Annotated in this window: 12 protein-coding genes; 3 read left to right on the top strand and 9 right to left on the bottom strand. The window is 70.8% G+C overall.

Annotation, left to right across the window (positions count from 1 at the left end; genetic code table 11):
- Window positions 1-15 precede the first annotated feature (15 nt).
- The 4 genes from BLS97_RS15205 to BLS97_RS15190 all read right to left on the bottom strand — a co-directional run bounded on the left by BLS97_RS15205 (window position 16) and on the right by BLS97_RS15190 (window position 3,763).
- Window positions 16-288, bottom strand: a complete 273-nt coding sequence (locus BLS97_RS15205; RefSeq protein WP_090477247.1) for a hypothetical protein — start codon at window positions 286-288, stop codon at window positions 16-18.
- The gene (locus tag BLS97_RS15200; RefSeq protein ID WP_090482324.1) at window positions 281-2,293 is read right to left on the bottom strand and encodes a S9 family peptidase; all 2,013 of its coding nucleotides are present in this window, start codon (window positions 2,291-2,293) and stop codon (window positions 281-283) included. The genes BLS97_RS15205 and BLS97_RS15200 overlap by 8 nt, the downstream gene beginning before the upstream one ends.
- A 122-nt stretch (window positions 2,294-2,415) precedes the next feature.
- The gene (locus tag BLS97_RS15195) at window positions 2,416-3,399 is read right to left on the bottom strand and encodes a M56 family metallopeptidase (RefSeq protein ID WP_172832282.1); all 984 of its coding nucleotides are present in this window, start codon (window positions 3,397-3,399) and stop codon (window positions 2,416-2,418) included.
- Between the two features lie 19 nt (window positions 3,400-3,418).
- A complete protein-coding gene (locus BLS97_RS15190; protein ID WP_269457509.1) occupies window positions 3,419-3,763 on the bottom strand; it encodes a BlaI/MecI/CopY family transcriptional regulator in 345 nt (114 codons plus the stop codon).
- A 79-nt stretch (window positions 3,764-3,842) separates the two neighbouring features.
- Between BLS97_RS15190 and BLS97_RS15185 the strand changes: the two genes are divergently transcribed.
- Entirely contained in the window at window positions 3,843-4,139 is a 297-nt protein-coding gene (locus tag BLS97_RS15185) for a helix-turn-helix domain-containing protein (protein ID WP_090477241.1), read from the top strand.
- A gap of 69 nt (window positions 4,140-4,208) precedes the next feature.
- Here BLS97_RS15185 and cydC read toward each other — a convergent pair whose 3' ends face one another.
- The 4 genes from cydC to BLS97_RS15165 are packed head-to-tail and all read right to left on the bottom strand — an operon-like array spanning window position 4,209 to window position 10,045.
- Complete coding sequence (cydC, locus tag BLS97_RS15180; protein ID WP_090477239.1) at window positions 4,209-5,867, bottom strand: thiol reductant ABC exporter subunit CydC; 1,659 nt, start codon at window positions 5,865-5,867, stop codon at window positions 4,209-4,211.
- Window positions 5,864-7,543 carry a thiol reductant ABC exporter subunit CydD gene (gene cydD / locus BLS97_RS15175; protein ID WP_090477237.1) on the bottom strand — a complete coding sequence of 560 codons (1,680 nt, stop codon included), beginning with the start codon at window positions 7,541-7,543 and terminating at the stop codon, window positions 5,864-5,866. Before cydD ends, cydC begins: the two co-directional genes overlap by 4 nt.
- Window positions 7,540-8,577, bottom strand: coding sequence for a cytochrome d ubiquinol oxidase subunit II (gene cydB / locus BLS97_RS15170; protein ID WP_090477235.1), 1,038 nt, complete (start codon window positions 8,575-8,577; stop codon window positions 7,540-7,542). Before cydB ends, cydD begins: the two co-directional genes overlap by 4 nt.
- A gap of 34 nt (window positions 8,578-8,611) precedes the next feature.
- The gene (locus BLS97_RS15165; RefSeq protein ID WP_090477233.1) at window positions 8,612-10,045 is read right to left on the bottom strand and encodes a cytochrome ubiquinol oxidase subunit I; all 1,434 of its coding nucleotides are present in this window, start codon (window positions 10,043-10,045) and stop codon (window positions 8,612-8,614) included.
- Between the two features lie 376 nt (window positions 10,046-10,421).
- On the opposite strand from BLS97_RS15165, the gene BLS97_RS15160 reads away from it, so the two are divergent.
- Window positions 10,422-10,610, top strand: a complete 189-nt coding sequence (locus BLS97_RS15160) for a DUF7455 domain-containing protein (protein ID WP_090477231.1) — start codon at window positions 10,422-10,424, stop codon at window positions 10,608-10,610.
- Window positions 10,611-10,886: 276 nt separating this feature from the next.
- The gene (locus BLS97_RS15155; RefSeq protein ID WP_157695450.1) at window positions 10,887-11,438 is read left to right on the top strand and encodes a hypothetical protein; all 552 of its coding nucleotides are present in this window, start codon (window positions 10,887-10,889) and stop codon (window positions 11,436-11,438) included.
- Window positions 11,439-11,474: 36 nt separating this feature from the next.
- Here the strand turns inward: BLS97_RS15155 and BLS97_RS15150 are convergent, their stop codons facing one another.
- Window positions 11,475-13,229 (bottom strand): DEAD/DEAH box helicase, encoded by a 1,755-nt coding sequence (locus BLS97_RS15150; RefSeq protein WP_090477227.1) that lies wholly within the window; start codon window positions 13,227-13,229, stop codon window positions 11,475-11,477.
- Window positions 13,230-13,296: the final 67 nt, after the last annotated feature.

Below are 13,296 nucleotides of genomic sequence, written 5' to 3'. Positions count from 1 at the left end.
CCCGGCCAGGGGTACTCAGAGCCAGCTGCCGTCTCGCGGGCCGCGCAGGAAGCTCTTGGCCGGCTGCACCTGGGCCTTGATGGCAATGATGGAGGTCGCCCGGACCACCACGCCGCTACCGGGGTGGGTCTCGTGCAGGCCGTCCTCCTCACGGGCGATGACGATCCAGCGGTTGGCGACCAGGCTCGCCGCAGCCCGGTCCGGCAGGTTCGACCCGACGATGACCCGGGTGCCGCTGGTCAGCTCCAGGAACACCTCGTGCCGGTCGTCCGGGTGATCCTCAGGCATCGGCGTCCCCGTCCTTCTTGGCCGGGCCACCGAGCAGGGGCGGCAGCGCGGCTGCGCTCTGGTGCAGGACGTGCTCGGCCAGGAAGCCGAGCACGACCTGGTACCAGACCTTCGCGTGCCCTGGGGTGAGCACCCAGTGGTTCTCCGACGGGAAGTACAGGAATCGATGGGGGGTGTTGCCGTCGTCGTCGGCGGCCAGCGCGGACTTGGACAGCAGGTCGTACCAGAGGCGGATGCCCTGGCCGATCGGCACCCGGTAGTCCTTGTCCCCGTGCACCACCAGCATCGGCGTGGAGATCGACTCGGCGAACGCGTGCGGCGAGTTCTCCGCCATCATCCGGGGCGACATCTCCCGGCCCCAGTAGCTGGCCACATCCGTGGTGGGACCGAACTCTTCCAGGGACCACAGGCTGGCGTGGGTGACGATCGCCCGGAACCGGTCGGTGTGCCCGGCGACCCAGTTGGCCATGTACCCGCCGAACGACCCGCCCATGGCGGCGGTCCGGGTGTCGTCGATGTCGGGCCGGGCGACGACGGCGTCGGTGATCGACATCAGGTCGGTGTAGGGCGCCTGGCCCCAATTGCCCCAGCCCCGCTGGACGAATTCCTGCCCGTACCCGGTGGAGAGCGCCGGGTCGGGCAGCAGGACGGCATACCCCGCGGCCACCATGATCCACGGGGTCCACCGCCACGACCAGGCGTTCCAGGACGCCAGCGGTCCCCCGTGGATCCAGAGCAGCAGCGGGGCCGGGTGATCCGGCCCGGCGCCGTGCGGGAGGGCCAGCCAACCCCGGACCGCGGTGCCGTCGGCGGCCTGCGTCCGGACGTCGACCAGGGTCCCGGGGAGTGCGGGCAACTCCACCGGGGCCGGCAGCGGCACGGCCGGGGAGGGCCCGTCACCGGCCAGGGCGACCCTGACCGGGTGGGACGGCGCCAGGTAGCCGGCGCGCATCGCATAGACGAATCGACCGTCGGGCGAGACCACGGCGTCGGAGTAGGCGAATTCGTCGTCGGTCAGCGTGCGGACCGCACCGCCGCCGGACGGAATGACGAACAGGGGGCCGCGGCCGTCCTGGTCGGCCGTCACCACCAGGTGCGATCCGTCCGGCGTCCAGGCCACGCCGCTCGGCCACCGGTCCCAATCGGGAGCCGGGTCGATGACGGTGCCGTCGGCCAGGTCGAGCACCCGCAGGCCCACCGACGGTGCGCTGTCCGGCGTGGACCGACGCTCGCGCCGGTAGACGATCCGGGTGCCGTCCGCCGAGAAGCGGGGGCCTTCCAGGTCGGCGTCGGGGTCGGAGGCGACCACGGTCCGCTCACCGGAGGCGACGTCGATCAGGACGATCTCGCTGCGCTGGTCACCGCGGCCGATCGGGCGATGCCAGCCGGACGCGATCCGGCTGCCGTCCGGAGAGACGTCGGACGACTGCTCGATCAGGGCCCCGCCCGGCGCCGGTGTCAGGTCGCGCAAGGTCAGCCGGTCGGGATCGGACAGGTCGGCCGTCAGCAGATGCGGGTGGTCAGGCCCCAGGTCGTGATCCCAGTACCGCACCGGATACCCGTCGTGCAGGATCGCCCAGACGCCGGCCTCCTTCCGCGCCTTGCGCAGGGCGTCGTCGCCCGGGTCGGTCGCCCCCGGCAGTACTCCGGCCGGGAACACCACCACCGGCGCCTGGCGGGCGGCCAGGATCCCGGAGAAGCCCCCGGCCCTGGTGGTGAGGATCCGGGCCTCCCCCTGGCCGTTCGGGAGGATCCAGACCGACGATCGCTCCTCCGTCTCGCGGCTCTCCGGATCCGACCGTTTGGACGTGAACAGCAGGTCACCCTGGTGGGTGAAGGCGGCTGCGGCCTCACCGGCGGCGCCCCGCGTCAGACGGACGGCCGGGCGTTCCCCCGCCGGGTCGACCGAGTACAACGCGCTCTGGTAGCGGTGGGCCGAGGTGTCCGGCCGGCTCACCGAGACGACCAGGGTCCGGCCGTCGGGCGACATCGTCAGACCCGACATCCGGGGTAGGGCGACGAATGCGTCCAGATCATGGAACGGCGTGCTCACTTCGTTCTCGTCCTGCGCTGAGTTGCTCACCCCGGTGTCCTATCACGAGAGGCCGTCACCGTGTCCGGGCACCGTCAACTCCAACCGACCGTCAGAGATAGCGCGGGCACGGCCAACAGCAGCAGGGCGACGACGTAGACGCAGGTCAGCGCCCAGGTCGACAGGGGCCGCGGATGCCGGAGGCGCTCCACCCGGGCCGCGACCGACCGGCTGGCCACGGCCGGGGTCTGGGAGCCGGCCACCCCGGCGTTCCGTGACACCCCGGCCAGCGCGACCGTGGCCAGCGCCTTGGCCAGGGTGGACGGGGACGATCGGGACGCGGCCCAGTCGTCGGCGAGCATCTCGGTGAGTTCGGCCACCGAGTCCGCCGCCGCCCGCACGCCGGGCAGCCATCCGACCGCCGTCCCCCAGGCCTGGAACGGCAGTACCAGCAGGTCGTGTCGGCTGCGCACGTGCGCCTTCTCGTGGTCGATGACAGCGACCAGCTCGGCACGGGCCAGCAGATTCACCATCCCGGCCGACAGCACCACCCGGGAGTGCCACCCGGGCAACGTGTACGCGACGGCGGAGGCATGATCCAGGATCCGGACGTCGGACAGCAGGTCGTCGATCTCCGGGCCCGGGCGGGCGCCGCTGGGATCCGGTCCGCGGTCGCCGGTGAGCAGGTCGAGCAGCAAGCGGTGGGCGCCGCGGCGGCGCACGGTCAGCACCGTGCTGCGGATCAGCACACCGAACAGGATCAGCGCGGCGGCGGTCGACAGGGTGCCGGTGATGATGCCGTGACCGGTCATCCCGACCAGGGCGCGGCCGGACCACAGACGCCCGAACCACGCCGCGGATGCGTCGAAGATGTTGTGCCCCAACGGCTCGAGGGCGATGACGAACCCGGCCCCGATCAAGCACAGACCGGCGGACAGACACACGCTCTGCCAGAGCACGAGGGCGGCCCTGGGCGCCCTGCGGGTCCAGCTCGCCTTGGCCAGCAGCGCACTGACCGGAGAGGCCAGGACGAGCGACGCGACGGCGAGGCCGCCGGCCAGGAACGGAGCGGCCGGCACGATCACCAATCTACCTACGTCAGCGGCCGTCGAGAGCGCGTCGTAGAGCCTCGATGTCCTCGGGTGAGACGGCGCCGACGAAACGGGCGAGCGCATCGTCACGGTCACCGGCGGTGTCGAGCACCTGACGCATGAGGTGAGCCGTGTGCTCCTCGCGACCGGCCACCGCCTCGTAGGTGTGGGCGCGACCGTCCCGGGCCCGCCGGACGATGCCCTTGCCCTCGAGCCGGGCCAGCACGGTCAGCACCGTGGTGACAGCCAGATCGCGACCGGTCAGTGCCTCGGTCACGGAGCGAGCGGTCATCGGCTCTCCGGCATCCCAGAGGACGCTGACGACCGCCCGTTCCAACTCGCCACGACCCACCACGGGTATACCTCCTGCTTCCGTCAGATTGATTCTACTTCATGTAGAACTTCTACAACTTGTCGAATATCGTGAGGGCATGACAGCTATTGCCGCCGGGGGCAGACCCGCACAGGCAGCATCGTGGAACATTCCGGTCGCGGGTCGGCGCCCGACCAACGAACACCATCTGACGCCACGCGAGGATCAGGTGCTCGGATTGGTGGGGCTCGGCATGACCAACCGGGAGATCGGCGGCCGGCTGGGCATCGCGGAGAAGACCGTGAAGAACACCGTCACCATGGTGTTGGCCAAGCTCGGACTCGAACGTCGGACCCAGGCGGTCATCTACGTGACCGTGCAGCGCATGGCCGCCGATCAGATGCCGGCCGGCTAGACCGTCACCGGCCGGGTCCACCGGTCGCCGACTGGCCGCACCGGCGACCACCGGTTGGGTCGCCGCCGGTCAGACCGGGGTCGGCACCAGCCGGCGCAGCCGGCCGCCGGTCATCTCCAGCACCGTGTCGCCGCGTCCGACGTCGTCGGGCCGATGGGTGATGAGTACCACGGAACGACGCGGGTCAGGCGCGAGTGCCGCCGCGGTCACCGCCGCCGCCGTCTCCTCGTCCAGGTGGGCCCCGATCTCGTCGGCCACCAGCACCGGGCGATCGGCCAGGAAGGCCCGGGCCAGCGCGATCCGCTGCCGCTGGCCACCGGAGATGCCCAACCCGTTCTCCCCCACCGGGGTCTCGCCGCCGGCCGGCAGGCCGGCCACCCAGTCGCGCAGACCCGCTGCGGCCAGCGCGGCGCGGAATTCCGCCTCGGTGGCCTCCGGGCGGGCCAGCATGACGTTCTGCCGGATCGAGGTGTCGAACACGTGCGCCTCCTGGTCGGCCCAGGCCACCCGGCCCAGCCCGGCGAGATCGGGCACCACGCGGTCGTTGACCGTGATGGTCCCGGCCGTCGGCTTCAGCAGGCCGACCAGCACGGCGGCGAGGGTCGACTTCCCGGCGCCGCTCTCGCCGACCAGGACCACCCGGCCGCCCGGGTGCAGATCCAGATCGATTCCCGAGATGACGTCCCGCTCCGATCCCGGCCAACGGGCGGCCACGCCGCGCAGCCGCACCACCGTGTCCTGGTCCGCTCCAGCCGGGGTCGGCGGGGGCGCCGATACCTCGGGTTCGTCCAGCAACACGGCCAGCCGCCGGCCGGCCGCGCCGGCCCGGGCAAACGCGGCCACGCTGTCGGAGATCGAGCTGATCATCTCGGTCAGGGCCAGGGGCATGAGCACGAGCACGGCCAGCCAGGCCGGCCCCAACCCGCCCGTGACGACCGGCGGGGCGCCGACGGCCAGGGTCAGCACGACCGCACCGCCGGTGGTCAGGACAGCGACCGCGGCACCGGCCGCGGCCGTCCGGGCCGACCGGCGCCGCAGGGTGAGATCGGCGCGTTCGCTCGTCGCCAGCCGCCCGAGGGCGGCCGGGAAGGCGCCGACCGCGACCAGGTCGGTGATCTTGTCGACCGTTTCGGTGAGGATCTGGTCCCTGACCCGGCGACGACCCACACTCGCCCGCTCCACCTCGGCGATCGATCGGGCGGAGATCACCGGCGCCACGACGCAGCCCACCAACAAGCAGACGGCCAGGACCACCCCGGCCGACGGGAGCACCGTCGCGGCGACCAGCACCGTGGCCACGGCGACGGACCCGGCCGCCATCAGCGGCAGCAACCCCCGCAGCAGCAGATCGCCGACCTCGTCGGCGTCGGCCACCGCGCTCGTCAACAAACCCGATCGACGGCCGAGCGCGCCACCCCGCTCGACCACCCGGGTCAGGGCCGAGACCACGGCCGCCCGCAGCGACCCGACCACGCGCAGGGCGACGTCGTGGGACAGCAGACGTTCGGCGTACCGGAGCACGCCGCGGGCGATGCCGAAGGTGCGCACCGCGACCGTGGCGACCAGCAGGGTCAGCACCGGCGGATGAGTCGCGGCGGTCGCGATCAGCCAGCCGGCCGTTCCGGTCAGGGCCACCGAGGCCGCCAGGGCCAATGCCCCGGCGCACACGGCGAGCAACCACCGCCACCGCCATGGACGGATCATGGGGATCACCAGGCGCAGCGTCATACCGACGGCTCCAGTGCACGATCGCGATCCAGGTCCGGCACCGGCCCCAACCGCACCACCCGGTCGGCCAGACGCAGTGGAGCGTCGCGGTGGGTCGACAGGACGACCGTCCGCCCGGCCAGCAGACGGGCCATACCGTCGACGACGTGTTCCTCGGTCTCCGGATCGAGATCGGCCGTCGGTTCGTCGAGCAGGACGACCGGTTGCGTCCCGGCCAGCGCCCGGGCCAGGGCGATCCGGTGTCGCTGACCGGCCGACAACCCGGCTCCGTCGTCGCCCACGACGGTCTCCAGACCGTCCGGCAGCGCCGTCAGGAAGTCGGCCGCGGCCACCGCTTCCAGGGCCAGGCGCCGTCGCTCGGGATCCAGTCGGCCGCCGAGGTCGAGGTTCTCGGCGATGGTGCCCGGAACGAGCAAGGGACGCTGCCCGCACCAGGCGACGGCGTCCCGCCAGGCGGGCGGCGCGATGGCGGACAGATCGGTCCACCCGGCGGCGGTGGTCACCTCGACCAGCCCCGAGTCCGGCTGCAGCAGCCCCGCGGCCATGGCCAGCGCAGTGGACTTGCCGGACCCGCTGGGTCCCTGGACGGCCGTGATCCGACCGGGCTGGGCCACCAGGTCGACGTCGGCCACCCCCCGTCCGGCACCGTGATCGACCGTGGCCCCGATCAGCCGGATGCCGGGCACCGCAGCCAGATCGGTCCGGTTCCCGTTGTCCGGCAACGGGGTTCGGAGGATGTTGAGCACCGTGTCGACGGCGGCGACGCCGTCGGCGGCGGCGTGGAACCGGGCGCCAAGGGTGCGGAGCGGTAGATATGCCTCCGGGGCCAGGATCAGCACGGTCAAGGCCACCGACAACCCGACGTGACCGTCGACCAGACGCAGCCCGACCGTCACCGCGACCAAGGCCACCGACAGGGTGGACAGCAACTCCAGCACCAGTGAGGACAGGAACGCCAGCCGCAGCGTGGCCATGGATGCCTTGCGATGCTCCTCGGCGACCGCGGCGACCGAGGAGGCCTGCTTCCTCGCCCGTCCGAACACCACCAGGACGGGGAGCCCGGCCACCACGTCGGCGAAGTGCCCGGACAGCTGGGCCAGCAGGCGCCACTTCCGCCGGGTGTCCCGGTCGGCATACCACCCGACCAGCGCCATGAACACGGGCACCAACGGCAGCGTCAGGACCACGATCAGCCCGGTCTCGACGTCGACCGAGAACAGGTAGGCCACCATCGCGGCCGGGACGAGGGTGGCGAGCACCAGCGCCGGCAGATACCGGGCCAGGTAGTCGTGCATCGCGTCGAGGCCGGCGCCCAGTACCGAGTTCAGCCCGGCGCCGGTGCGCCGGCTCCGCCAGCGTGGTCCCAGGGCGGCCACATGCACCAGCGTCCGGTGACGCAGATCGATCACCACCTCCGCCGCCGAGGTGCGGGCGAAGAACTCCGCCGCGGCGGCCAGCGCAGCCCGGGCGGCGACCACCACGGCCAGCAGGACCAGGCGGCCGGCGATCGCGTCGACGTCCCGGTGCATCACCAGGACGTCGGTCAAGGTCCCGGCGATGAGGGCGGCCATGACGATCATCAGGGCGGCCGAGGCGATCCCGATCGCCACAGAGGCCGCCAACAGCCAGCGAACCGGCGCGGCCAGCCGCAACAAGGCGGGATCGAGCGGCTTCACCGGGCGAGGCTCTCCGGCCGGGCCGCCGGCCGCCGGGGCGACGGCGGGATCGAAGCGCTGGAGATGCGCCTGCGGAAGATCCAGTAGCTCCAGGCCTGGTAGGCCACCACGAACGGAACCAGCGCCAGCGCGACCCAGCTCATCACCACCAACGTGTAGTGGCCGGACGCCGCGTTGGTCAGGGTGAGGGTGCCGGCCGGGTCCGTGCTCGAGGGCATCACGTCCGGGTGCAGGGCCAGGAACCACCCGGCGACCAGCGCCAGGGTGGCCACGGCCGAGGCGACGAAGGCCCATCCGTCGCGTCCACGCCGGGTCAGGACGACCGCGCCGGCCAGCATGGCCACCGCGATCACGGCGGCCAGCCCGCTCCAGCCGGTACCGCGGATGCCCCACTGCCAGCCGACCGTCACGGCCATCACCACCACCGCCGCCGATCCGAACCGCAGGGCCATCGACCTGGCCCTGGCCCTGACCTCCAGCGTCGTCTTCAGGGCGAGGTAGATCGACCCGTGCGTGAGGAACAACAGCAGCGTGGTCAGCCCGCTGAGCAGCGCGAACGGATTGAGCAGGGTGAACAGGTTGCCGGTGAAGTTGTGGGCCGAGTCCAGCGGCACCCCGTTGACGATGTTGCCGAAGGCCACGCCCCACAGGAAGGCCGGCAGCCAGGACGTGATCTGGATGGCCCAGTCCCAGTTGCGGCGCCACTCGTCGGTGTCCCCCTTGCCCCGGAACTCGAAGGCGACCCCGCGGACGATCAGGCAGACCAGGATCAGCAGCAACGGCAGGTAGAACCCGGAGAACAGGGTGGCGTACCACTGCGGGAAGGCCGCGAACGTGGCCCCGCCCGCGGTGAGCAGCCACACCTCGTTGCCGTCCCACACCGGACCGATGGTGTTGATCAGCACCCGCCGGCCCTTCTCGTCCCGGCCGATCACGGCCAGCAACGCCCCGACCCCGAAATCGAACCCCTCGAGTACGAAGTACCCGACCCACAGCACGCCGATGACGAGGAACCACAACTGGTTCAGCCACATGGTGTATTCCGCTTCTCTCTTCGTGGATCCGGGGTCAGTACGCGAAGGTCAGGACGCGTTCGCCCTGGTCCACGTCGTCGTCATGGTCATCGGGCCCGCGGCGGGTGATCGATTCCAGCGCCTCGTCGGCACTGATCGGGCCGGCCTTGGTGTACCTCAGGAAGAGCCGGGCCTCGATGGCCGCCATCACCCCGTAGAGCACGGTGAAGATGATCAACGAGGTCAGCACCTCCCCGGCAGACACGTTGGGCGACACCGAGTCCGCCGTCTTGAACAGCCCCACCACCGTCCACGGCTGGCGGCCCATCTCGGTGAAGACCCACCCCGCGGAGTTGCCGATGTAGGGCCCGACGACGGCCAGCATGGCCAACCGCCACACCCATCTGGACGTCGGCAGCCGGCCCTTCCTGGTCAACCACAGCCCGACGATCGCGACCACGAGCAGGGCGAACCCGGCCCCGACCATCAGCCGGAACATCCAGTAGGTCAGCGGGACGTTCGGCCGGTAGTCGCCGGGACCGTAGAGCTGGGTGTACTCGGCCTGCACGTTGTTGATGCCCTCGACCTTGCCGTCGAAGCTGCCGGTGGCCATGAACGACAGCAGATCGGGGACGCGGACCGACCAGACCTCGTGCTGCCCGTCCAGGGTGCCCACGGTGATCAGCGAGAACGACGCCGGCTGGGACGTCTGGTACAGAGCTTCGGCGGCCGCCATCTTCATCGGCTGCACGTCGGTCATCACCTTGGCCTGTAGGTCACCCGAGATCAGCACCGCGATGGCGCCGATGAGCATGCCGACCAGCCCAAGACGCAGGGACGGCCGGAAGACGTCCTCGTTGCGCCGGCGCATCAGGAACCACGCCGAGACCGCCGTGATCAGCACGGCGCCGGTCAGGACGCAGGCCAGGATGACGTGCCCGAAGGTGTACAGCTGCAACTTCTGGAACAGCACCGCCCCGATGTCGGTCATCCGAGCCTGCTTGGTCACCGGGTCAATCGTGTAGCCGACCGGGTGCTGCATGAACGAGTTGGCGGCCAGGATGAAGTACGCCGAGGCCGAGGTGCCGGCGGCCACCACCCACATGCAGGTGACGTGCAGACGCGGGGAGAGCTTGTCCCAGCCGAAGATCCAGAGCCCGATGAAGGTCGACTCCAGGAAGAAGGCCAGCAGGGCCTCCATGGCCAGCGGCGCCCCGAAGACATCGCCCACGAACCGCGAGTAGTCCGACCAGTTCATCCCGAACTGGAACTCCTGGACGATGCCGGTCACTACGCCCACGGCGAAATTGATCAGGAACAACTTGCCCCAGAACTTGGCCGCGCGCAGGTACTGGACCTTGCGGGTCCTGACCCAGGCCGTCTCGATGATGGCGATGAACAACGCCATCCCGATGGTCACGGGCACGAACAGGTAGTGGTAGACGGTCGTGATGCCGAACTGCCATCTGGCGAGGGCGAGGGAGTCCATGGGTGACAGCCTGCGAGACAACGCCGCTGGTCAACCAGGGCCGAAGGTCCCGGGACGGCCGGCTCTGGCGGTGAGTGCGATCACAGCCATCTGACATCGGCGACACACCTGGCGTTCGCCACGGGCGAAGTCGCGCATGAATCCGGGTGGCGAATGGCACCATGAAGTGGTCCCGCAACATCCCCGATGGTTGTTCGCTCGTACACCGGTCCGAACCGGCTGTGGCGTCGAATGCCCCATATCCACCAGGTAAATGTGCTGTAACGCATTCGCTTCGGAGGGAACAGACCGATGCCGGCCAGCGTCGCATCCTGTGTAGTGGTAACTGAAGTACACGCAAGCCACCGGAAGCGGTGGCCGAAGATGGGAGGACGACATGACCGGAACCCTGGCCAGTCCCGCAGCACTCACCGCCGCCGATCGTTGCGATCGGTGTGGAGCCGCAGCGGCGGTTCGAGCTGTTCTTCCCAAGGGCGGAGAGCTGTTGTTCTGCGGCCACCACGCCCACGAATACTCGGCCAAGCTGGAAGAGCTTGCGGCGGACCTGTACCGCGCCGCCAACTGAGGTCTCCGGCGAACCGTCCGCTCGGTAGCGATGCCGTCGGGCGGATCGCCGGAAGCGGGTGCCCGGGCGCTCGTCACCCGGGGTGGTTCCGATCCGAAGTCGGTATCCCGCCAAGAACGTTGCTCCTGACGCCGCCCCTCGGGGCGGCGTTTTGCGTTACCGGGCCATCCATTCTCCGGGACCCATCATCTCGGTCGCGCCGATGGGAGATGATGGTGACGGTCGTCGCCCACCGGTGGCGGACCGAACACCCTCACCGTCCGGGAGCCTTCCGTCATGTCAGCAGCGCCAGGTCAACGAAGCCGCGGCGCGTCCGGCGTGGCCTGGCCGGTGACCAGCGATCACGGCTTCCGGCCGCCCAGAGGCGATCTGCTGGCCGCCCTGCTGACCGTCGTGGCCGGCGCCTGTGGCCTTGGCCAGTTGTTCCTGTCGTGGAGTTCGATGGTGACCGGAGTCGGCCTGCAGGCCACCGGTGGCGGTATCACCGGTTGGGAGCGCTACCAGGCCGCCCGCACCGGCGCCGCTCTGTCCACCAGCGACACCGTCACCGCCTATTCGGTCATCGGTGTCGCGCTCGCCGGCGCCGCCCTGCTCCTGCTCGGGCTCTGCCTGCTCACCCCGATCGATCACCGCCCGCTCGGTGTCGTCGCCCTGCTGCTGTCGATCGCCTGCCTGGCCGGCGCCGCCTGGTGGCCCCTGCACGGCTACCAGACCTTCAACCAGTCCGTCTCGGATCTGTTCAGCCACGCCGGCCTCGGGTGGTACCTGTTCCTGGCCGCCGGACCGGTCGGCATCCTCGGTTCGGCCAAGGCGATCTCCACCGGCTGAGGAGCCGGATTCTCCGGAGCGGCCGGATTCCTGACGTCAGAGCATCCCGAGCAGGTGGTCGCGGCGGCGCTCCAGCACTTCGGCCGACGCCGCGGCCGACGGGGGGCCGGGTACCGAACGGCGGATCTGCGAGTGCACCTGCGCGTGGGGCGATCCGGTCCGGGCGGCCACGCGACCGACCAACTGGTTGACCTCGCGTCTGAGCTCGGCGGCGGCCCGCCAACCGGCGTGGCCGTCGGACAGTCCCTCGGAGCTCACCTCGGCCGCCGTGAACAGGTCTCCACCGCCCATCTGGTGGTTCCGGGCGGCGGTGTCGACCCGGCGCCGAAGTTCCGAATCCCGACGGGCGAGCACGGCCGCGGTCTGCTCGGCGGTCAGGAGTCCGGGCAGACCCAGGTAGGCCTCGTCCTCCTCGGTGACCGGGCCGGCCGTCATCGGCTCGGCGGTGACCGCCCGTCCGGAGTGCAGGACGTGCGCGAACTCGGCCTGCGAGTCGAGGAACTCGAACTCCGACCGCTCCTTCTCGGCCGGCTCCGGGACCGGCATGTCCAGGGTCTCGAGGTCGTCCTGGGCCGCCTTCGGTGGCGGGGCCATCACGTAGTTCCGGTCGATCTCCATCTCGGCGGCCAGGGTCAGCAACGGCCGGACGGCCGGGAGGAACACGGTGGCCGACTCGTGGACCCCGCGGGCCCGCACCACACGCCCGACGGCCTGAGCGAAGAACAGCGGCGTGCGGTAGCTCGTCATCCAGGCCAGACAGGCGGCCCGCGGGACGTCGACCCCTTCGGAGATCATCCGGACGCACACCGCGATCCGTCTCGTCGACGTGCGGAACTCCTCGATCTTCTTCGACGCCTTCGGGTCGTCGGACAGGATCAGCATCGGCTGCTCGCCGGTCAGCCGCTTCACCACACCGGCGTAGGCCCGGGCGTCGTCCTGATCGCTGGCCAGCACCAGCCCGGCCGCATCGGGCATCCCGGTCTCGCGCAGGTGGGTGATCCGCTCGTCCATGGCCGCGATGACGTGCGGCACCCAGCCGCCGGTGGGGTCGAGCGCGGTCTTCCACGCCGCCGCCTCGACCGACCTGGTGCCGGCGTCGGTGAGCGACGCGGCGACCACCTCGCCGGCGTTGTTGCGCCAGCGGGAGACACCGGTGTACGCGGCGAAGACCACCGGCCGGACCACGGCGTCGGCCAGCGCCTGCCGGTAGCCGTAGGTGTAGTCGGCGATCGAGCGGAGCAGATCCCCGTCCATCTCGTAGCCTACGAACGGGATCCGCTCGTCGGGGCGGGTGCGGAACGGCGTGCCGGTGAGCGACAGCCGGCGGTGCACGTCACCGAAGGCCTCGGCCACCGCCTCGCCCCAGCTGAGCCCGTCCCCAGCGTGGTGGATCTCGTCCAGGATCACCAGCGAGCGCCTCCGGCCCGAGCGGGCGGCGTGAATGATCGGGCGGCCGGCCACCTGGGCGTAGGTCGTCACGTAACCGTGCGCACCGTCCGGGACCGGTCCTTGCGCGTTCGTCATGGTCGGGTCGAGGTTCAGCCCGACCGCCGCGGCGGCGTCGGCCCATTGGGTGCGCAGGTGATCGGTCGGGGCCACCACGACGATCCGGTCCACCACCCGGCTCAGCAGCAACCGGCACGCGACGGCCAACGCAAAGGTCGTCTTACCGGCGCCCGGGGTGGCCGTGACCAGGAAATCCTTCGACGCGGCGGCGTCGTAGGACGCCAATGCCTCCTTCTGCCAGATCCGCAGGCGTCCGGGATCCACCCCGATCGGGACGAAGGCCACGACTGGCTCCCCCACCCTTCTGCACGAAACCAATGAACTGAGAACCGAGAACGGACACCGACAACCG

The sequence above is a fragment of the Nakamurella panacisegetis genome (assembly GCF_900104535.1).
GTDB classification, from domain to species: domain Bacteria; phylum Actinomycetota; class Actinomycetes; order Mycobacteriales; family Nakamurellaceae; genus Nakamurella; species Nakamurella panacisegetis.
Note: the sequence above shows the minus strand (reverse complement) of the source record. Positions and strands in the feature narration are given on the sequence as shown.

What these genes read in the sequence shown, in the direction of transcription:
- BLS97_RS15200 (WP_090482324.1), bottom strand. Translation starts at nt 2,293, where the DNA reads ATGTCGGGTCTGACGATGTCGCCCGACGGCCGGACCCTGGTCGTCTCG.
- cydB (WP_090477235.1), bottom strand. Translation starts at nt 8,577, where the DNA reads ATGTGGCTGAACCAGTTGTGGTTCCTCGTCATCGGCGTGCTGTGGGTC.
- BLS97_RS15155 (WP_157695450.1), top strand. Translation starts at nt 10,887, where the DNA reads ATGTCAGCAGCGCCAGGTCAACGAAGCCGCGGCGCGTCCGGCGTGGCC.
- BLS97_RS15160 (WP_090477231.1), top strand. Translation starts at nt 10,422, where the DNA reads ATGACCGGAACCCTGGCCAGTCCCGCAGCACTCACCGCCGCCGATCGT.
- BLS97_RS15165 (WP_090477233.1), bottom strand. Translation starts at nt 10,045, where the DNA reads ATGGACTCCCTCGCCCTCGCCAGATGGCAGTTCGGCATCACGACCGTC.
- BLS97_RS15205 (WP_090477247.1), bottom strand. Translation starts at nt 288, where the DNA reads ATGCCTGAGGATCACCCGGACGACCGGCACGAGGTGTTCCTGGAGCTG.
- BLS97_RS15185 (WP_090477241.1), top strand. Translation starts at nt 3,843, where the DNA reads ATGACAGCTATTGCCGCCGGGGGCAGACCCGCACAGGCAGCATCGTGG.
- cydC (WP_090477239.1), bottom strand. Translation starts at nt 5,867, where the DNA reads ATGACGCTGCGCCTGGTGATCCCCATGATCCGTCCATGGCGGTGGCGG.